Source organism: Microcystis aeruginosa NIES-4325 (assembly GCF_008974145.1).
Taxonomy (GTDB): Bacteria; Cyanobacteriota; Cyanobacteriia; order Cyanobacteriales; family Microcystaceae; genus Microcystis; species Microcystis aeruginosa_G.
Genome location: NZ_BJKP01000013.1, coordinates 35,341 through 54,870 on the forward strand (window position 1 = coordinate 35,341; position 19,530 = coordinate 54,870).

At 42.6% G+C, this 19,530-nt stretch carries 17 protein-coding genes and 1 tRNA gene; 5 read left to right on the forward strand and 13 right to left on the reverse strand.

The genetic code is table 11. The annotated features are described in order from the left end of the window. Window positions 1-205 precede the first annotated feature (205 nt). Window positions 206-526 carry a hemolysin XhlA family protein gene (locus MiAbW_RS09270; protein ID WP_072926669.1) on the reverse strand — a complete coding sequence of 107 codons (321 nt, stop codon included), beginning with the start codon at window positions 524-526 and terminating at the stop codon, window positions 206-208. Between the two features lie 11 nt (window positions 527-537). Then, window positions 538-660 carry a hypothetical protein gene (locus MiAbW_RS20435; protein ID WP_016514863.1) on the reverse strand — a complete coding sequence of 41 codons (123 nt, stop codon included), beginning with the start codon at window positions 658-660 and terminating at the stop codon, window positions 538-540. A 152-nt stretch (window positions 661-812) separates the two neighbouring features. Between MiAbW_RS20435 and MiAbW_RS09275 the strand changes: the two genes are divergently transcribed. Then, entirely contained in the window at window positions 813-1,028 is a 216-nt protein-coding gene (locus MiAbW_RS09275) for a hypothetical protein (protein WP_002762940.1), read from the forward strand. A 76-nt stretch (window positions 1,029-1,104) separates the two neighbouring features. Here MiAbW_RS09275 and MiAbW_RS09280 read toward each other — a convergent pair whose 3' ends face one another. The 3 genes from MiAbW_RS09280 to MiAbW_RS09290 form a co-directional block, all read right to left on the reverse strand. After that, window positions 1,105-2,529 (reverse strand): AAA-like domain-containing protein, encoded by a 1,425-nt coding sequence (locus tag MiAbW_RS09280; protein ID WP_151695890.1) that lies wholly within the window; start codon window positions 2,527-2,529, stop codon window positions 1,105-1,107. A 189-nt stretch (window positions 2,530-2,718) separates the two neighbouring features. Then, complete coding sequence (locus MiAbW_RS09285) at window positions 2,719-3,066, reverse strand: YkgJ family cysteine cluster protein (protein ID WP_151695891.1); 348 nt, start codon at window positions 3,064-3,066, stop codon at window positions 2,719-2,721. A 156-nt stretch (window positions 3,067-3,222) separates the two neighbouring features. After that, window positions 3,223-3,294: transfer RNA gene (locus MiAbW_RS09290), tRNA-Val, on the reverse strand. Between the two features lie 81 nt (window positions 3,295-3,375). Here MiAbW_RS09290 and MiAbW_RS09295 point away from each other — a divergent pair. Beyond that, window positions 3,376-3,897, forward strand: coding sequence for a metal-binding protein (locus tag MiAbW_RS09295; RefSeq protein WP_151695892.1), 522 nt, complete (start codon window positions 3,376-3,378; stop codon window positions 3,895-3,897). 236 nt (window positions 3,898-4,133) lie between these two features. Further along, window positions 4,134-5,921: a 6-pyruvoyl-tetrahydropterin synthase-related protein gene (locus tag MiAbW_RS09300; protein WP_151695893.1), complete on the forward strand. Its 1,788-nt coding sequence runs from the start codon at window positions 4,134-4,136 to the stop codon at window positions 5,919-5,921. Here MiAbW_RS09300 and proC read toward each other — a convergent pair. The 4 genes from proC to pipX all read right to left on the reverse strand — a co-directional run bounded on the left by proC (window position 5,898) and on the right by pipX (window position 8,669). After that, on the reverse strand, window positions 5,898-6,710 hold the full coding sequence (proC, locus tag MiAbW_RS09305) for a pyrroline-5-carboxylate reductase (RefSeq protein WP_151695894.1): 813 nt from the start codon (window positions 6,708-6,710) through the stop codon (window positions 5,898-5,900). The genes MiAbW_RS09300 and proC overlap by 24 nt on opposite strands. A 132-nt stretch (window positions 6,711-6,842) precedes the next feature. Further along, the gene (locus tag MiAbW_RS09310; RefSeq protein ID WP_151695895.1) at window positions 6,843-7,415 is read right to left on the reverse strand and encodes a cell division protein SepF; all 573 of its coding nucleotides are present in this window, start codon (window positions 7,413-7,415) and stop codon (window positions 6,843-6,845) included. Between the two features lie 318 nt (window positions 7,416-7,733). After that, complete coding sequence (locus MiAbW_RS09315; protein WP_151695896.1) at window positions 7,734-8,393, reverse strand: YggS family pyridoxal phosphate-dependent enzyme; 660 nt, start codon at window positions 8,391-8,393, stop codon at window positions 7,734-7,736. Window positions 8,394-8,396: 3 nt separating this feature from the next. Further along, complete coding sequence (pipX, locus tag MiAbW_RS09320) at window positions 8,397-8,669, reverse strand: transcriptional coactivator PipX (protein WP_151695897.1); 273 nt, start codon at window positions 8,667-8,669, stop codon at window positions 8,397-8,399. 508 nt (window positions 8,670-9,177) lie between these two features. Between pipX and MiAbW_RS09325 the strand changes: the two genes are divergently transcribed. Next, window positions 9,178-10,719, forward strand: a complete 1,542-nt coding sequence (locus MiAbW_RS09325) for an NAD(P)H-quinone oxidoreductase subunit N (protein WP_151695898.1) — start codon at window positions 9,178-9,180, stop codon at window positions 10,717-10,719. A gap of 99 nt (window positions 10,720-10,818) precedes the next feature. Here MiAbW_RS09325 and MiAbW_RS09330 read toward each other — a convergent pair whose 3' ends face one another. The 3 genes from MiAbW_RS09330 to ychF form a co-directional block, all read right to left on the reverse strand. Next, window positions 10,819-12,852 (reverse strand): N-6 DNA methylase, encoded by a 2,034-nt coding sequence (locus tag MiAbW_RS09330; RefSeq protein ID WP_151695947.1) that lies wholly within the window; start codon window positions 12,850-12,852, stop codon window positions 10,819-10,821. Between the two features lie 33 nt (window positions 12,853-12,885). After that, entirely contained in the window at window positions 12,886-13,860 is a 975-nt protein-coding gene (locus MiAbW_RS09335; RefSeq protein WP_002734555.1) for a hypothetical protein, read from the reverse strand. A gap of 337 nt (window positions 13,861-14,197) precedes the next feature. Further along, window positions 14,198-15,289 carry a redox-regulated ATPase YchF gene (gene ychF / locus MiAbW_RS09340; protein WP_151695899.1) on the reverse strand — a complete coding sequence of 364 codons (1,092 nt, stop codon included), beginning with the start codon at window positions 15,287-15,289 and terminating at the stop codon, window positions 14,198-14,200. A 379-nt stretch (window positions 15,290-15,668) separates the two neighbouring features. Between ychF and MiAbW_RS09345 the strand changes: the two genes are divergently transcribed. Next, window positions 15,669-17,702, forward strand: a complete 2,034-nt coding sequence (locus MiAbW_RS09345) for an elongation factor G (protein ID WP_151695900.1) — start codon at window positions 15,669-15,671, stop codon at window positions 17,700-17,702. Window positions 17,703-17,888: 186 nt separating this feature from the next. Here the strand turns inward: MiAbW_RS09345 and MiAbW_RS09355 are convergent, their stop codons facing one another. Beyond that, the gene (locus tag MiAbW_RS09355; protein WP_151695902.1) at window positions 17,889-19,502 is read right to left on the reverse strand and encodes a hypothetical protein; all 1,614 of its coding nucleotides are present in this window, start codon (window positions 19,500-19,502) and stop codon (window positions 17,889-17,891) included. Window positions 19,503-19,530: the final 28 nt, after the last annotated feature.

The window sequence follows — 19,530 nt, forward strand, 5'->3', positions numbered from 1 at the left end:
TTTTGACATTTTTTCAAGCCTCCCAAATTTTTGAAGTGGGTGAACTATGGGAATCTTAAGAATTAGTAAAGTGTAGGGTGGATTAGGCGGTTACAAATCCCGTCAAAAAAGCAAAATTAACAATCCGCCGTAACGCACCGATTATATGATTAATTGTACCTGAATATCAAACAGGAAACAGAAGCCTGTTCCGCGGCAGTGGGAGTTAGGGGTTGCTAACAGGGGGAACAGTGATGACAAAGCGGATGACAGTTCCGATAACTGCTGTTGCCAAGATGGTGATTAATGCCCAAATTTGGGCTTTCTGGGAGCCTTTAATCTCTTTTAAATCACCTTGTAAGGTGTTGAATTCTCCCTGTAATGCCTTGAGATCTCCCTTGACTTCGGCCTCGAATCTGACTTGAACAATCTTGATCTCTGTGACATCTTTCTGGAGCGCGTCTAGCTTCTGATTGGTCTCTTTAAGATTCTGATTAATCTGGTCTAGGATTTTTCCTAAATCGGTTTCGATGGTGGGGCCGCTCATGGGTTAGACTCCTAATTAATTGGTGCTGTTGTTTCTGACTTAGATTTCAGGGTTTGAACAAATTGTAAAACTTTTTGTTGCTTTTCCGGTGTCAGTTCTCGCCATTGTTCAAGTATTTCTTCTTCTTTACCCATAAATACCTCGCTCTTGAATTATAAATTGTTTGGTTTTGAGCAAGGCTCATTAATAAAAACCACTCCAGACACAGAGGAAACAAAGATCATATCATTTTGGGTTTGCGGTGGACGTTGTAGAATAGAGAAAACCTACTGCGCTGATAGATACCATGCCCTCTCCTGCTATTACCACGATCATCAAGATGGTTGAGTCTCTGCCTGATGAGCTTCAAGAGCAGTTAGTAGAGTATGTTCGAGCTTATATTGCAGAAATTGAAGAAGAAAAACGATGGGATCAGTCGTTTAAACAGACGAAGAATAATCTAGTCGCAGCAGCACGGAAAGCCAAAGAAGAGATTGCGGCAGGATTGTCCGCACCGAGTTGATTTTCCTTGAGGATGTTTATGGTGATAACTTTAGCACTCCTAGGCTGTGTTAGCCGAGCGCCTAACGGACTATAAATTACATGGCATAGCGACTTTTTTCGGAAGTATCAAAGTGAGCAAGCGTAATTTTTTTGGCTAAGATAGAAGTTTTTCGAGGCAAAAAAACAGAACGTTGCCGGAAATATTCGCCAAAATATTGACGATAGAGAGGACAACTCACTCGGCAAAACTTACCTTGTCGGTGAATCAGTCCGAGACTTTCTAGGTGAAAAGCGGCAATTAAATCAATTTCTATGTCTTTTTCTGCCATCACCACCTTAGCAAAGATAGCCGCTAAATTGCCCTTTAAGTATTGCAGATGCGAAAGTAAACGTTTAAGATGATCTGCAAAAATATTATTTTCTTCGCCGATCGAATTAGCTAGAATGGTTTCTAGGGTACAATCACCCCGATCAATATGATAACAAGCAAGACGAATTAAATAGGGATTACCCCCTAGAAATATCCGTAATTTTTCAGAGTCAAAATTATGATCTAATCCCTGTCTTTGGCTTAATTCTCGTACTTGTGCGCTGGTAAAATTAGGCAATTCGATCGGTAAACCAAGACTAAAAAGAGATTGATAGGTATCTGAGGTTTGATCAAGCTCCTGTGCAGGAGAATAGGCAACAATTAAACGTAATTTTTGCCAGAGGGGTTTGTTTTTGCCTTCCTCGTGCCAGAGGTGCAGAATACTAAAAAATTCTTCCCTTAGCTGTGGATAGGGTAAAAGATATTCAAGATCATCAAATGCAATCACTAAAGGGCGATCGAGATGGGAGAGAATATGCTTTTCTAGATAGATTTTACAGTTAATTTTACCCCCTAAGAATTCATCCCAATCCTCTGGGAGATGATTGTCTAAATCTAACTGGCGACTAATACTAACACAAAGCCAACGCAACCAGTGATTTAAATCTTGAAAAATTGAGCTTTCTGCTAATCGAAAACTGAAATAAAGTGTATGGTATTGCTGTTGTTCTGCATAATTAATAATTCTGGTTATCAGGGAAGTTTTTCCCATTTTTCTGGCTGCGTTAATCCAGATAAGACTGCCTCCGCGCAAGATCTCTTGATAACAAGTCTGTTCTAGATTATTTCTGTTAATATAAAAGGGGGAATTGAGGGGGACTTGTCCCTCTGGGAACTCAGGCAATAGTTGAGGATTAATAGTATCAGTTTCTGGTAAGTTAGGACGATAATAATCGCTATTTTCTAAAGTTAAATTAAAAGCTTGAAAACAATGTTTTAGGGTTTGTTTATCCACTCCCGATTCACAAGCAAATACCTTCATCAGAGTATCTACCCCTAAAAGAGTTTTCTCGCTGAGAACTTCTAGGGTGAAACGATGACCGCAATTATCCCGATATTCCGCTTCTTGTTTAGCAGTAAGTAATTTTTCTAGTCCCCTAGGGGTGAGGATAACCCCGCGTCTGCGGCGCTGTTTTTCTGGTTTTTCCATGATAGTGTTTCCCTGTCCTGAACTCAAACTCTGCACCTCTAGAGGTTTTGAGTTTGCTATAGACTTATCCTCAACAGGGAAACAATCAATTCCGTAATTTTACCGGTTTAGCTATGGAGAGGATCGGGACAATAACCAGACCACTTGTTTTCCTCTCCGTCTGAGTTATTTCTGGGATAGGGGTAAATCTTAGCCTACTTGCTGACGATAGCTATTTATTTCTAGGCTATCTTCCCCATAAAGATCCTCAATGTGTTGATGACAGCAATCGATCGCAAATTGCTCAAATTCTCCCAGTTCAATTTGATACATTTTGGCAAAAATATCGGGTTGAACACGACAAAATTCTGGTCTCTGGTCATAAATGGTACAGAGACGGGTTTGGCGATCGAAGTATATACACCAACCTTCTTCCCCCACCATGCTTAGATATTGACTTAATTGTGGGGGAGTAAGATATTCTTCTAAGTCAGGACGCTCATCGGGATTGAGTTGACAACAAGCTCCACAATTTTTAATACATTTCCAATTGGCCATATAACCGCTGTGCCGCGATGAATTAATCCTAGTACCTACTAACTAGCTTACTACCAAATAGTCCCAATTTTGCCTGCCAGCAGCAATTCCCCTCAATAGTTTTAATCTCAACCGGTGATCGGGAGTGAAAGCTTGACGAGCAAAGACTGGAACAAATGGGCGTTGTAAGGGTCGAACTTACGGCATCCTGCTTGTAAGGCAGGCGCTCTACCACTGAGCTAAACGCCCGGATTAATTTTGTACTTCCTAAGCATAACATATATTTTCAAAAAAGTATATTATTTTTTTGAGCGAGTTAATTTTTTTCCGATGCCCTCTGGTCGAACTCACGATCGCATTACCCTAATTCTGCTGCCACCGATTGCGGGGGCGAGTTTTTTGGTCAGTGGCAGTGGTAAATTAACCCTGTTACTCTTGGCCAGTTATTTGTTTAGCGGATTCCTGTTTGGGCCAGATCTGGACATCCACTCGGTACAGTACAAACGTTGGGGTTATCTGCGCTGGTTGTGGCTACCCTATCGTTCTATGATCCGTCATCGCGGTTGGTTATCCCACGGTTTATTGATCGGCACGGTCTTTCGGTTATTTTATCTGGGTAGTTTTCTTTTACTAGCGGCGATCGTCATCATTCCGATCCTGCAAAGTTTCTGGGGTATAGACTGGGATTGGCGACAGTGGCCGCAGCAAGTGATCGCATTATGGCAACAGTATCCCCAGGTAGCGATCGCTATTTTCCTGGGTTTAGAATTAGGGGCGATGAGTCATAGTTGTAGTGATTGGATCGGATCGGCCTATAAACGTTCTCGAAAAGGGAGGAATAAAAAACGTTAAGACAAGGCTGAAAGTTATCGTTAACTACAGACCATAGCTTTCTTGGCTCTTCTGGTTTCTGTGTGGAAACGAGGTCTATACTGATAGTTTATTTAACAAAATAGTCCTAAAAGTGTTTCCCAGTAAAGATTTCACGATTTTATAAGCAAAAATTATCACACAAAGTCAAGAAGAGCCCTTTCTTGACTTTTAGGAAACCAAAGCATAACATAAACAAAGCTTAAGAGAATGAAATTATGCCGACTAATGGATATAAATCGGAATGGCGATTGTTTGGCAAAACCCCTTTTTTACCGACCTATTGGTGGGATGTAGGGGCAATTGTTTTAATTTTACTGGCAACAATTGTCATTAATTCTCGCATGATCCGTCATGGACTAAATGGATTGGGCGATTTACGTTGGCATATTACTTGGATTCAGCATTTTTCCGAACAGATTAGAGAAGGTATTTTCTATCCTCGCTGGTTAGCAGGAACCAACTTCGGTTACGGTAGTCCCACCTTTGTGTTCTATCCACCTCTCGTCTATTACATTGCCTCTTTTTTCAAACTAATTGGACTCAATAGCGAACAAGCGATTAGCACGGTTTTTTCTTTGGGGATTTTTCTGATCGGAAGTGCCTTTTATCTCTATGGTCGCAGTCAGTGGCATCCCTTAGCAGCTTTCGGAGGTGCTGTTTTTTACATGACCTCTCCCTTTGTCTTCGGTCTCCTCAATGGTGGAGGGTTAGCGAGTCTATTTGCCTTAATTTGGATTCCTATCGGTCTATTTGTGATTGATAGGGCGATTCAGCAGCCGCAATGGCGGATTATTCTGGCTTGCTTTTGGATGCTGGTCGCTTTAACCCATACACCCAGTTTGCTCATTTATGCGATCGCTGGAGGTTTGTATACTTTATCTTTGTGGCGACGGTATTCTTTCGGACAAGTTTTTGTCACTCTTACATTTATGGCTTTAGGTTTGGCGATGGCCGCTTTTTACCTACTGCCGGCAGTTTTAGAGCAGCCCTTCACCAACATCAATTACATCTTTACCTTTTCGGGTAATTATATCAATTTCTTAGATTTATTGACTGAAAACTTTCGTAATCAACTTTTTTTGCAGTTATTCTGTTTGTTTACTCTCGCTCCCATCGCCTATCTGAGCCAGAGGTCATCAGCAGCGCAAAAAAGAAATATTATCTACGCCGTAGCAGTAATGTTAGTGGTTTTATTCTTGGTCAGTGCGGGGTCAAATTGGATTTGGCAATCGATTTCACCACTGCAAAAGCTAGAAACTCCCTACAGGATACTGTCATTATTATTCTTCGCCGGCGCTTATCTGTGCAGTGTGGCTATTGATGGACTGCAGCGAGGAGGTTATTTCTGGAAATTCTTGGGCTTAACTCTCATTACCCTGATTATTCTTTTTAACCTACGTTCTGGCCTCAAAGACACTTATGCTTATCCTACCCTTCATAGTGGTGGCAAAGGCAAAGTCTTTATCCGTCCTTGGATAGAAACTATTCTTAATGATCCCTTCTCAGATAAACTGATCGACGTTCCCGAGTACCGCCCCTTCTTACCAGTATCGGGCAATTATCCAGATTTTGTCCGGGAAAGATATTCCGATTCGGGACTACCCTTAACTTTCACTGCCAATACGCCCCTTCCAGTTCCCCAAATTGGAGAACCGCGATTTTCCCTGGTTAGTGGTCAGGGGCAAGTGAAAGTCGAACATTGGGGAAGTTATCACCGAAAATTAAAGGTAGAAGTCCAAGAACCTGCCATCCTGCGAGTCCGTCTTTATTATTATCCCGCTTGGCAGTTAACCGTTAACGGTCAACCCCAACCCCTAGAAATGGGCAAGGATGGAACTATACTGGTCAAGTTAGCACAGGGTAGTTATATCCTACAGCTATCCTACGGTTGGACAAATGCCCTGATCGCTGGCACGGCGACCGCTTTGTCTGCTTTCCTAACGCTATTGGGTTACGGTGTATTTCTCTGGCGAAAAGGTTTACTTTTCGGAACTACGCCCTAAATCTTTAGATCTATGATAGGCCGCCACTACTGCCTCGATAATTGTCGAGCGAAAAGAGCCTTTTTCTAATTGTCTCACCCCGGCAATCGTGGTTCCCCCGGGGCTAGTGACGCGATCCTTTAATTCCCCCGGATGTATGGCCGATTCTTTTAATAGGGTTGCCGTCCCTAAAACTGTTTCTATGGCCAATTGAGACGCAATCGCTCGCGGTAATCCAGCCGCCACACCACCATCGCTTAAAGCTTCCACCATTAGGGCCACAAATGCCGGACCCGATCCCGATAATCCCGTTACTGCGTCCATCAAAGCTTCGGGAACTTCCACCACCGAACCGACCGCAGCAAAAATATCTCTGGCTACGGCTAGATGTTCCGGTTCCGCATGACGACCAGATGCGATCGCTGTAACCCCTTGTCCCACCGTGGCCGGGGTATTGGGCATCGTCCGGATTACGGGGCGATCGGGAAAGCCCATTTCTAAGCGATTGAGGGTAACTCCCGCTAAAATCGAGATAATTAGGGGTTTTTCGGGTATTCCTAGCAAACTATTCACTACTTGCTCTAAAATTTGCGGTTTTACCGCTAAGATTAACACCTCAGTTGCTCTAGCGGCTTCCCGGTTATCCTCGCTGACTTGTACTCCGTAGGTATTAACCCAAAAGTTGCGCCGTTGGGGTTGGGGTTCACTGACTAACACAGTTTCGGGACTATAAATATTTTTTTTTAATAAACGGCTGATAATGGCCTCAGCCATCACTCCACCACCAATAATTCCTAAACGAATAGACACAGTATTATTAAAAGTAAAAAGTAAAAAGGAAAAAAGGCAGATCTATTGGTCTTACCCAGAAAAAATACATCCTCTCGAGCAATCGCTCGATTTCTAGCTTCGACAAACTTGACGAGAGGACTATGGGAGAATTCATTGAGCTAATCGATTGATTTCAGCACCCCAAGCAGGTGCGGTAGAAACGGGACGAGTCATTTTCGGGTTGTCGGTGATATCGTGAATAGTTCCGGAAAGGGTGCTGACTTTAACGCAGCTGGGGGTAAATAGGAAAATACTCTCACCGATGCGTTCTTGATGACCATCAATTGCATAAGTGCCACCGGCGACAAAATCCACGGCTCTTTGTGCCTCTTCGGGATCCATGACGTTGAGGTTTAAAACCACCGATTTGCGTTCCCTCAGGGTTTGGATAACTTGGGGCATTTCCTCAAAGGAATGGGGCTCGATCACGACTACTTCTGCATTATTGTTGTTAATACCTGGCATACCAATGACGTTACTTCTGTTGGGTCCCATAGATGTGGCTGTATTGAGATTTAAAGGTTCGCGTTGACGACGATTAAGGGGTTCTTCTTCTTCGTTTTGATCCCTATCTTGGGGGGAAGACTTTTCCCAGTTCATTTCTTCGTAGTCGGTTTCGTCTTCGTCTTCCGGTTGTTCGGAGATACCGACAAAATCTTTGAGTTTGGTAAAAATGTTGTTCACAGTCTAATGTCCTTCAAAAGATTTTTTTAGGTGGTCTTGGCTAGAGTCGGAGTGAGCAGGGGATTTTAACAATTTTCGCTCTAATTTGGTACAGGGGAACTATTTTGTTAAGGGTTCGTCATTTTAGTCGTCTGGAGGCAGCGGTTAGTTCCCTTTTTTCAGTTATCAGTTATCAGGGGATACTTTTCAGGGATTGGGAAGAAGTCAATTCCCCATTTTTAACCACCAGTTTCTAGACCAGACGCTGTAATTTTAAGATATATTATCACCAATAATTAAAATTTATAGGGGTTTTTTCTGTAAATTTAGGGAGATGGTTCAGTAAATGCGCTCACCAAAGATGCCAGTTCCCACCCGGATCAAAGTGGCTCCGGCCTTGACGGCCAGAGGATAATCGTTAGACATCCCCATGGATAGATGATGCAGGCATAAACTAGAGCTATTCTCGATGATTTGGGCTAAATCGCTGGTTTTTTCAAAGGCGGCTAACTTTTCCCCAGCCGATAATCCCCAGGGCAGAATTGTCATCAAACCTTGAATTTTTAGCTGTTGACAGTTGACTAAATCGGGAATATCTGCTAGGAGTTCGGCCCTGTCCCAACCGAACTTATCGGGATCGGGGACAACTTTCACCTGTAGCAAAACTTGGGGATTCATCTCTAATTCCCCAGCTAGGCGATCGAGTCTTTGGGCTAATTTTAAACTATCGAGGGAATGGATTAAATCAAAAGATTCTAGGACTTTGCGGGCTTTATTTGCCTGTAGATGCCCGATAAAGTGCCAAGAAATATCTGGGAGGTCTTTTAGTTCTTGCTGCTTCGAGATTGCTTCCTGTAGCTTACTTTCAGCAAAGTCTCTCACTCCTGCTCGGTAAGCTTGACGGATATAATCGCTCGATACCTGTTTACTGACGGCAATCAGGCGCGTGGAGGGGGGGAGGGTGAGACGGATTGACTCGATACGACTAGCGATCGTCATGAACTAGACTGAAAAGGTTTGTTGATAAGTTTGGTTGAGACTGTTAAATTCTTGCACATTACTGCCCCGTCGCAAATTTCGCAGCCGGTTTTCCACTAAAAGACGAGCATCGGAACGACTAATCGGATCGAACGAGACTTTTTTGGTTCCCACCGTCACCAGAAAAAAAAGACGTTGGGCATAAAGAGTGGTAAATAATTCCTGATGTTCTTCTAATATACACACTCTATATAATAGACCGAAAGTGGGATGATTGAGATAGGTTTCGTTACTCATTCAAGCGATCGCTAAAGGAAAAGGATGGAGCGAACTAGAAAGTTTTTCAACAACAAAATCAAGCGGATGGCTCGAAAACAGGTGATTTTCTGGGTGTTTCCCCTAGCCTGATTCTACCAGAATCCTTCAATGACAACTAACGATGCCAGTCTATGTCATGATTTCCTGAGTTTTCACTTTTTCCCTGTTAACTTGGATACATCTCGGTGACAAGTTGTCATCATCAGAAATTAGCTCTGCTGCAAAAATCAAAGATTTTCCCTTAGCTGAGGAGACTCCGAGACAGGAAGATAAAAAAGACAAGAGACAACTACAATACCCATAAAAGCTAAGATTATCTCAAATTTATCTGATTTTTTCGATATTTTAACCCGATAGAGGCGATCAGTGCAGTGAAAACTCACATCTGATCACTGATAACTGATAACTGATCACTGAATCACTGATGAAATGCCCTAAGCTTGTATTAAGCCTTTTTTAACTTCAAATTCCTTTAACCTCAATCAATATGGATTTTTCTAGTCTTGTTGCCAGTCAGCTAAACGCCGGCGTTATCTGGCCCGAAGGAATCCTGATTATTACCCTGATGGTGATTTTAATCGGCGATTTAATCGTGGGACGGAGTGCCAGAAGTTGGCTGCCCTACGCTGCGATCGCTGGTCTGCTCGCTGCCGTGGTCGCGCTCTATTTTACCTGGGACAATCCGAAACCAGTGTCCTTTCTAGGGGCTTTTGAGGGCGATAATCTCAGTATCGTCTTTAGGGCGATTATTGCCCTTTCTACCGCCTCCACAGTGCTGATGTCTGTGCGTTATGTGGAACAAGCGGGAACCTCCCTGGCGGAATTTTTAGCCATTATGCTCACTGCGACTATCGGGGGAATGTTCCTATCCGGCGCTAGTGAATTGGTGATGATCTTCATCTCCCTAGAAATGCTCAGTATTTCCTCCTATCTAATGACTGGTTACATGAAGCGGGATCCTCGATCGAACGAGGCCGCCTTAAAATACCTGTTAATTGGAGCTTCTAGTTCAGCCATTTTCCTCTATGGTGTTTCCCTTCTCTACGGTTTATCCGGAGGTGAAACCAGTTTAAGTGCCATTGCCCAAAAATTAACCGATGTTAACGGTGGTCAGTCCTTAGCCTTGGCGATCGCATTAGTGTTTGTGATTGCCGGTATCGCTTTCAAAATTTCGGCGGTTCCCTTTCACCAGTGGACTCCTGATGTGTACGAAGGTTCACCCACTCCCGTGGTGGCTTTCCTCTCGGTGGGTTCCAAAGCGGCCGGTTTTGCCCTAGCAATTCGCCTATTAGTCACGGTTTTCGGTCTAGTCAGCGAACAATGGCGGTTTATCTTTATCGCTCTAGCAATTTTGAGTATGATCCTCGGCAACGTGGTCGCCTTGGCCCAAACTAGCATGAAACGGATGTTAGCCTATTCCTCGATCGGTCAGGCGGGTTTTGTCATGATTGGTTTAACTGCTGGTACTGACGCGGGTTACTCTAGCATGATTTTCTATCTGTTAATTTACCTGTTCATGAACCTAGGGGCTTTTGCCTGTGTGATTCTCTTTGCCCTCAGGACCGGAACCGATCAAATTGCTGAGTATTCGGGACTCTACCAGAAAGATCCGCTCCTAACCCTCTGTTTAAGCATCTGTCTGCTCTCTTTGGGGGGAATTCCGCCTCTAGCGGGCTTCTTTGGTAAGATTTATCTATTCTGGGCCGGTTGGCAAGCGGGACTTTATGCCCTCGTCCTCGTTGGTTTAGTCACCAGTGTGGCCTCGATTTACTACTATATCCGTGTGGTCAAAATGATGGTGGTCAAGGAACCCCAAGAGATGTCCGATGCGGTGAAAAATTACCCGGCTATCAATTGGACTCTTACCGGAATGCGTCCCCTACAGGTGGGTATTGTCCTCTCCCTAGTGGCGACTTCCCTGGCCGGTATCCTCTCCAATCCTCTCTTTACCCTAGCGACGGATTCCGTCACCACTACCCCCATCCTACAATCGGCGGCCATGGCGACGCATATTTCCCAAGTGAATTGAGAATCCCTGTTGATTTATCCTAGCTATTCTAGTCCTGTCTTAAGGTTGGGATAAATCAACCACCTTAAGACTTGTTCTAAGCTTAACCTGCTTTTTGCCTTACTCAAATTGGCCAAGTAAAAGACTCATTTGGTTAACAACATTCTCACTTGCTTTTAACGCTTCTTTTCTAATTGCTTGAATGTCAGCCATACTTTTTGCGATTCTCTGCTGTTCAGATTGGGGTGGAATAGGCACTAAAACTTTAGACAAATCATCTACTAAAATAGTAGGAATAGCATGACCTGTCATGTACCTTTTAATCTGACGCAAAAAAAAGTCTGTTCGCATATATACTAATAAAAACAAAGGCTCGACTCCCTGAATATTTCTTAATACTGAAAATCCATTTGAGCAAATTGCTCCGTCTTCATCTTCCGTGATTAGGGCTGTTGCTTGGCGTGGTGTTCCCGTACTTGCTCCTGAAATTGCTGTAATAATATCACCTTTGTACAATCTATAAGTTGCACGAGATGGGGCCTCATGTGCCTTAATTATTTGTTGGGAAACAACTTGCATTGTACGATAATCAACATCGGAAATGGCGATATATCTAATTTCACTATCCCTAGCTAAACGAAAATCAGCTGAATCTCTCAAAATATCGGCAATTTCACCTAAAGGTTTCGCTCCAATAGATTTCAGATGTTCTAATAATTTTTGGTCATTGGGTAAATAATGTTCGGCATCCAGTCTCGAATTGAGCAGGGTATTCTTAACTGTATAAATACAATCGCTGTTTTGTGCAAATTCCCCATTGATAAATGACCTAAAAGATTGAGAAATATCATCTATATCATCGTCAACTATTGGCAAACCTGATTTTGTTCGGGCTATAACTCCCGACTCGTTGCGCTTATATATTGTTTGTCCTTTAACGTCATAGCCTATTTTTTTGATTTGTGCCATAAAACAAGAATCATTGTTTGCTGGTAATTTTTGAACCACCAAAAGTGATGTCTTGATTCCAGTGCCGTAGGGTACAAAAGCTTCCGGCGGTATGGAAACAACACCTAATATTTTTGTTTGGGAGCGCAACCAATGCCGAATCGGTCCATTAGAGATATTTTGTAATAAACCATCGGGCAGAATAATCGCCATGCGTCCACCTGCCCGCAATAATTTTATAGATTTCTCAATAAATAAAATATCGGGCGACTGACCCGCTAAAACGGTTGGGGAAACTTCCCAACCATTGGACGCTGATTTATGCCATTTCCGGGCGAGAAGATATGATTGAAGAATTTTCTGGTCTTCTACTTTGCCTTTATTTCCGAAAGGAGGATTGGTCAAGATAACATCAAAGGAATTATTTAATTTTTCATCTTCGATAAGCGCATTAGTGCAGATAATTTCTGAACCTGTGCCACCTTCAAAAACTAAACGAATCATTCCCGAAAGGGCGACATCAGGATTAAATTCAATTCCTGTAATACTTTCTTGCACAAAAGTTGCTATATCAAACTCTGGGTTATTTTGTCGAACATGGTTTATTGCTTGAATTAAAAAACCACCACTTCCGCAAGCAGGATCTATAATTTTTTCGTTTGGTTTGGGGTCTATCATTTCAACCGCAAGGCGTACAATTGGGTGGGGGGTAAAAAATTCTCCCCTATCTCCACGCTGGTGTCTATTTACAAAAGTCTGGAAGGCTTCACCTTTTATATCGCCAGATGTTTTAGTTAAATTAATGTACTGTAACCTGCCTACAATATAAGCAAGAGTCAAAGGTTTTAACTTGAATGTGTCATCGGTGAAAAATCCCCGATAATGATTTTTGATGGAGGTAAATAATTGACTAAGACGCGACATAAATTCATCGGACTTATTGGCGACGATGGCTTTATATTCACTTGCCGTAACGCCAAAATTTACAGATTGCTTGGCAGATTTTTCGTCATGAAGTTTGATGATGATTAGTTTAACCATCTCGTGAAAAATCTTGTCTTTGAGCATTCCTTCGTTGGCGTAAATATAATTATGGCACTCTTCAAAAACTGCTGCAAGATTGTTAGAAGGTCGTAATTCCTGAATTTGGGGGAGTTTTTCAGGTAACAGGCTATCTTCGGAAAATAACAATCCTTGCTCTTTCATTTTTCCAGTTTGCTGCTGTGTTCTGTCCATTTGTTACAACTCTCCATTTGCTTCTTCTGTAATTAAATATCTATTATCAACCTGCATTTCGTCTTCTTTGACACTATCTTTCTCTTTCAATGTCTGGTAAACATCATTTAGATTTTCATACCAGTCATCAGTGATACTTAATCTTGCGTTGCCAGATTCATCAGTAAACACAAACCCCATGATGTAATTTTGCTGTAAGTGATTTTCATCCTCACCAGATGATTCTAGGTGTTGGGGGTTGGCAAAAAGAAATTTATGCTCTGAATACCGAAGAAAAATGTCAATCGAAATAACGTTAAATTCATCTTTTCGAGGCGTTGCTTGAGTTCTGTTGCTTGAAGCAGATTTGCCGGAAACAAAGTGAGTTTCCAAGACCCGAATCTTTGACATAACATAATTGAGGCGGCTGTCAAATAACGCATTTACTTCTTCTCTTGAAAGATGCTTCAATGCCTGTACTGCACGTGATTTGGCCGTTTCCCGTTGTGGGTTGTAGTTTTGAATTTCTTCATATTCATAAATGGTTGTTGAAAACTCATCTTGAAACTTTGGCAATTCTCGATGTATCCATTCGATAACTTGTTCTTCGATGTTGCCATTCTGGTCAATCCAATCAATTTTTCCAGAATGTGCAATGAGAAAAATTTTTAATTTCTCGAAGTTGTACAATTTATGCCACTTTTCAGAATTTGACTTTACGCCTTTAGATTCCACAACATACCAAAGATTAGATTCTGGTTTGCGAAAATAAAAATCTCCATGGTGATTTGGGTGCTTCCTACCTTCCCATTTTTCACGAATTCGTTTAACTTCAAATCCATATTCTTCTTCAAGTTTCTTTTTTAGCAACAACTCCGTGATTGAACCACTGACATATCCCTGTGCATTAGGGCTGTGCTTTAATGCTTCAAGAAAAATTTCTAAATTAGTCTTAAATACTCGGTGAACAAAATTAGTCAATCGTTCAAAAATGGTCATATTTTCGTCTTGTATTGTTGAGAAAAACCTTCCCAGAGTTGAATAGATAGAATATTTTTAGCCTTGACTCCTAGCAAACCAGTCTTTTAGTGGACAGAGATAATCGCCATCTTGATTAAACAAGAACTTGCCACTATACCTGATTATAGAATATAAATTAGAGGATGTCAAGAGATAAAAAATTCAGTTTAATGTTAACCAAAGTAAGTAAAAAAAGCTGAGAGATTGTTGATAACAGAAATTTGGAGCATCTTTCAATTTGACAACGCCGCTATTGACAACGCCAATTATTCAGCCTTTTGATCAGGTGGGTGGCACTCACCTGATTTATTTTTAGCTAAACATTAAAACGGAATAGTAAAACATCACCCTCTTGAACAATGTATTCCTTGCCTTCACTTCTGACTAAACCTTTTTCTTTGGCTGCGCTCATCGTGCCACTATTAACTAAATCCTCATAAGACACGGTTTCTGCCCGAATAAAACCCCGTTCAAAATCCGAGTGAATAACTCCGGCTGCCTGGGGTGCTTTCATACCAGAAATAATCGTCCAAGCGCGGGTTTCTTGGGGACCAGTGGTGAGATAGGTACGCAGTCCTAATAACTCGTAGGTAGCTTTAATTAAAGATTTTAATCCCCCTTCTTCTACTCCTAAAGAACCGAGAAAATCTTTTCTTTCTTCCTCCGACAATTCCACTAATTCCGATTCTACTTGAGCAGAAACGATCACAACTTTTGCCTGTTCCTCTTGGGCAATTTGACGGACACTTTCTACCCAATCATTACCCGTGGCCAGATCATCTTCGCTCACATTAGCGGCATAAATAATCGGTTTACGACTCAATAAACCGAGATTTTTAATTAATTCTTCTTCCTCTTTGCTTAAATCCACTTTTCGCGCCGAAATACCGTCATTAAGACAAATTAGGATTTTTTCAAGGATAGCCAATTCTTCGGCGGCTTCCTTGCTATTTTTCGCCTGTTTGCGTAAACGTTCCACCCGCTTCTCCACCTGTCCCAAATCCGCTAGAGCTAACTCTAGATTAATCACCTCGATATCCCGGGCCGGATCCACAGAACCGGAAACATGAATAATATCATCATTATCAAAACAGCGCACCACATGAACGATCGCGTCCACTTCCCGGATATTAGCCAAAAATTGATTACCCAATCCTTCCCCCCGACTAGCACCCTTGACTAATCCGGCAATATCGACAAATTCGATCCGCGTCGGCACGATTTTCTCAGAATTAGAGATTTTAGCCAAAACCTCCAGACGTTCATCGGGGACGGATACCACACCCACATTCGGTTCAATGGTACAAAAGGGGAAATTAGCGGCCTCGGCCTTGGCATTAGCCACCAGAGCGTTAAATAGGGTCGATTTCCCCACATTTGGCAGTCCCACGATTCCAGCTTTCAACATAAAAATTGCTTGATAAACATCATCCCGACCTCTCACTATATCAGGCTGCCTCTCGTTTTTGTAAATCCGGTTGATGAGAAAGACTATGGATAGTTAACAGCTTAGTTAACATTTATTTAACTTCCTTAACTAAAAGTAGGCGAGATTTTACAAGAGATTGCGAGAATGGGATGTAATGCTTGAGACTGAGTTAGGGTGAAGAGTAGGAAAGAATACACCTGTAGCACTGGGCAAAATTATGGCAAAACAGGCCTTTCACTTCTAAATACGTCCTGAGAGTAATTTTCAGTGCTATGACAGTATATTTACTAGGGCGATCGAGTGTAAATATCGCCCAATCGCCACAACTAATCACTAAATCATTGTTGGGGGTATCTGTATGAATCAAAGTATCGGAGCAAACACCCGTAATGTGGCCCTTGTCGGCCCCTACTCCAGTGGAAAAACCTCCTTACTGGAAAGTTTACTTTTCGTAACAGGAGCGATCACCAGAAAAGGCAAAATCAGCGATCGCAATACCGTCGGTGATAGTTCCACGCAAGCGCGGGATCGACAGATGAGTGTAGAAGTTTCCGTTGCCCATAGTCAATACCAAAACCTAAATTTTACCTTTCTCGATTGCCCCGGTTCGATCGAATTTGCCAGTGAAACCTATAATGCCCTGGTCGGGGCCGGTGCTGCTATTATCGTTTGTGAACCGGTGGTCGATCGAGTTCTCACCCTGGCTCCCTTGCTAAAATTCCTCGATGATTGGGAAATTCCGCATCTAATCTTCATCAACAAGATGGATCGCTGTAATAGTCACTTTAACGAAGTCCTACAAGCTCTCAAATCCGTTTCTAGTCGTCCCCTCGTTCCCCAGCAATATCCTATCCGTCAGAACAACGAAATTATCGGATTCATCGATTTAATCAACGAACAGGCTTATCATTACCATCCTAACAGTCCCGCCGATCCTGTACCTTTACCCGACCACCTCAAGGAAGAAGAACAGATCGCTCGACAAGAAATGCTAGAAACGATCGCCGAATTTGACGATCATCTTTTAGAAGAACTCCTCGAAGATATTAACCCCTCCCAGGAAGAAATTCTCCAAGACTTAAAACAAGAACTGGGAGCCGATCAGATAGTACCCGTGTTCTTCGGTATGGCGGAACGGGACTATGGTGTGCGTCATCTCCTCACCGCTTTAGTAGAAGAAGCGCCGGCCCCGACAATTACCGCCAATCGTCGCGGTCTCGATCCGGGTGCGGACGGGGACGCAGTGGTACAAATCCTCAAAACCTATTTTACTCCCCAGGGCGGTCGCCTTTCCCTAGGGCGAATCTGGCAGGGAACCCTTAACGATGGCATGGCCTTAAACGGTGTGCGGATTGGTGGTATCTATCGTCTCATGGGACAACAACAGCAACCCCTACAGCAGGCCCAAGCGGGGGAAATTATCGCTCTCGGTCGTTTGGAGGGAATCGCCACCGGAGAAGTGGTGAGCAGCGGCAGTCAAAAACCCGATCTTCCCAGAGGATTACAGCTTAAACCCGTCTTTGCTCTCGCTATTGCCGCCGCAAATCGCAAGGATGAAGTTAAATTAAGTTCAGCTTTGACGAAACTGATCGAAGAAGATCCTTCCCTCTACTGGGAACAACACGGCGATACTAAAGAAGTGATTCTCTGGGGACAGGGAGAAATTCATCTGCAAGTGGCCCTCGATCGCCTAGCACGCAAGTATAATCTACCGATGACCACCCATTTACCCCAAGTTCCCTACAGGGAAACGATCAAAACCAGTACCAAATCCCACGGACGTTATAAACACCAAACCGGCGGCCACGGTGCTTTTGGTGATGTATATCTCGATATTAAACCCCTGGCCCGGGGGGAAGGTTTCCACTTCCATGAAAGCATTGTCGGGGGTGTTGTCCCCAAACAGTATATACCCGGGGTGGAAACGGGAGTGCGGGAATATCTCGGTCATGGTCCTTTGGGTTTCCCCGTGGTGGATATCGATGTCACCCTCACCGATGGTTCCTATCACAGTGTCGATAGTTCCGAACAAGCTTTTAAACAAGCAGCCCGTCTAGCGATGACGGAGGGACTGCCTAAATGTCATCCAGTCTTATTAGAACCAATTCTATCGGTGACGGTTCTCGCTCCCTCAGAATACACTGCCAAGGTTTTACAGTTAATCAGTGGTAAACGCGGTCAAATTCAGGGTTTTGAAGCTTCTGAGGAGTGGAAAGGTTGGGATCAGATAACAACCTATCTCCCCCAAGCGGAAATGCACGATTTGATCGTTGATTTGCGTTCTTTGACTATGGGTGTCGGTTTCTTCCGGTGGGATGAGGATCACCTGCAAGAAGTGCCGGATAAACTGCGCGATGCGGTTTTAGCCATGCAGGGTAATGGTAACAAGTAGGCCATTTCACCCGTGGTGTGGTCTATTGAGAAAGGGGAGGGTCTCCTTCCCTTCCCTGATGGGTTACACAAGAGGTAGAACCTCTGGAAATGGGTTGGCAGGGAGACCATTGCAACGAGGTAATGGGGTTGCTGTGGCAATTCGATATATGTGGACTAAACAAAAAAAGTGCAGGGCTTTATGGTCTTACAATTCTTCTCTCTTGCTATTTATCTCAGGGGAAAAAGCTAATATTTGTGCGGTTTTAAAAATAGCTAAAGCTAAAATACCAAACCAAAACACGAGGTAAATTCTTCCTAGACTTTTAAATACAGGAATATCCTTGGCTTGATGAAGCCAGTTAAAAGGTAGAAAAATTATACGATTAAATTCTGCGTTCAGGTATTTCCTTTGCTCCGGAGTTGCTCTTTGGCAGGGAGGAAGAGATGAATTCAATAAGCATCCCAGATTAATCATCCTTTGTCCTAATCGGAAATCCAATCTAGTTCCTGGTACGCCTATATTTTTTTGAGATAGTTCCATGATCGGGTTCATAGTGACGGAGGCTAATTGAATGACCATGGCAATAGCTATTATTGCCACCATTAAGTTCCTCCTTATCCCTCGATATGATAGTAAAGATTGCAGGAAAATGCCAATCAAGGGAATTAAAAGCAATTGCACAGAGGTGACATGATATCTTGCTCCCCAAGCTAAATCTCCGCCCCAAAACGAGACTCGAGAATAGGCTAATAAATGTAGACAAAGATTGAGAATATTGACTAGGATATAGATACGAATGTATATGTTTATTTTTCTCCAAAGAATAGCAACTATAACTAAACAAGGTAATAGCAAAGGATCATAAATAAAAATGCTTTTAGCTGGATCGAAAAGAGCACCGATGAATCCAACATGATGAGCGTCAATAAAGGGAAAGTTTGGCTCTAGGTTAGGCATTCCATTCCACAATGGATCGGTAGTTAATTGTATCTGTGCCATTTTTGCACCAGACATAAAGAAGCTGCCGTAGCGCCAGTAATCAAAGAGTCTCCCTATTAAAGTAAAGGGAATAAAACCAAGAATCCAGATTCCAATTGCTTTGATTAATTCTGGTACACTTTGCTTAAGTCTTTCTCGATATTGATAGATTAGACAACTCAAGAAGAACAGGAAAACCGATAGAGCGTGTATTAGACTTGTTATTCTCATTAACATAGCTCCACCTAAAGCCAATCCGCTCATAAAAGCTAGGCTTGGATTTTTGGAGAAGGAATAGGCTAAAGCAGCAACGTAACCTATCATGACAAATAAAAGGATTTGATTGTTCTGTTGATGTATTTGGGCATAGTGTAAGAAGGTTGTACCCAAAAAAAAGATAACAGAACCTAATTGGGCAATTCTCTCATTGAAACCAAATTCTTTGAGCAACCAGAAACAAGTAACAACGGCAGCAATGTTTAAAGGGATAAAAATAAGGAAACTTACCGCTAACTGTCGCCAACTTTTTTCTGGAATAGCGGGAAACAAGTAATGAAGCCAAGTCCCTAATAAATCTCCAGGTAACATCAATAAAGACTGACCTTGTTCATAGGCAATATAACGCTTTCCATCAACTCCTAGAACTCCAAAACGAATATCTCCACGCATTTTAGGTTTGGTTTCGGAAGTAACCTGAACTTCTGAATCTTTTGTCCACCAAGCATGGGACATTTGTAATCGCAAACTTGTATCTATAATACCCGTACCTCCAGTGTTGATAACAAGAAACCATAGCAAAGCGATTAAAGCCAATTCTGATTTATATTTATTCTTTTTCATGATTGCTCAATAAGTTAAAATTGGGCTA

Bases quoted from the DNA above. Each gene is read 5' to 3' on its own strand.
- MiAbW_RS09270 (WP_072926669.1), bottom strand. From the start codon at position 526: ATGAGCGGCCCCACCATCGAAACCGATTTAGGAAAAATCCTAGACCAG.
- MiAbW_RS20435 (WP_016514863.1), bottom strand. From the start codon at position 660: ATGGGTAAAGAAGAAGAAATACTTGAACAATGGCGAGAACTGACACCG.
- MiAbW_RS09275 (WP_002762940.1), top strand. From the start codon at position 813: ATGCCCTCTCCTGCTATTACCACGATCATCAAGATGGTTGAGTCTCTG.
- MiAbW_RS09280 (WP_151695890.1), bottom strand. From the start codon at position 2,529: ATGGAAAAACCAGAAAAACAGCGCCGCAGACGCGGGGTTATCCTCACC.
- MiAbW_RS09285 (WP_151695891.1), bottom strand. From the start codon at position 3,066: ATGGCCAATTGGAAATGTATTAAAAATTGTGGAGCTTGTTGTCAACTC.
- MiAbW_RS09295 (WP_151695892.1), top strand. From the start codon at position 3,376: ATGCCCTCTGGTCGAACTCACGATCGCATTACCCTAATTCTGCTGCCA.
- MiAbW_RS09300 (WP_151695893.1), top strand. From the start codon at position 4,134: ATGCCGACTAATGGATATAAATCGGAATGGCGATTGTTTGGCAAAACC.
- MiAbW_RS09315 (WP_151695896.1), bottom strand. From the start codon at position 8,393: ATGACGATCGCTAGTCGTATCGAGTCAATCCGTCTCACCCTCCCCCCC.
- pipX (WP_151695897.1), bottom strand. From the start codon at position 8,669: ATGAGTAACGAAACCTATCTCAATCATCCCACTTTCGGTCTATTATAT.
- MiAbW_RS09325 (WP_151695898.1), top strand. From the start codon at position 9,178: ATGGATTTTTCTAGTCTTGTTGCCAGTCAGCTAAACGCCGGCGTTATC.
- MiAbW_RS09330 (WP_151695947.1), bottom strand. From the start codon at position 12,852: ATGAAAGAGCAAGGATTGTTATTTTCCGAAGATAGCCTGTTACCTGAA.
- MiAbW_RS09335 (WP_002734555.1), bottom strand. From the start codon at position 13,860: ATGACCATTTTTGAACGATTGACTAATTTTGTTCACCGAGTATTTAAG.
- ychF (WP_151695899.1), bottom strand. From the start codon at position 15,289: ATGTTGAAAGCTGGAATCGTGGGACTGCCAAATGTGGGGAAATCGACC.
- MiAbW_RS09345 (WP_151695900.1), top strand. From the start codon at position 15,669: ATGAATCAAAGTATCGGAGCAAACACCCGTAATGTGGCCCTTGTCGGC.
- MiAbW_RS09355 (WP_151695902.1), bottom strand. From the start codon at position 19,502: ATGAAAAAGAATAAATATAAATCAGAATTGGCTTTAATCGCTTTGCTA.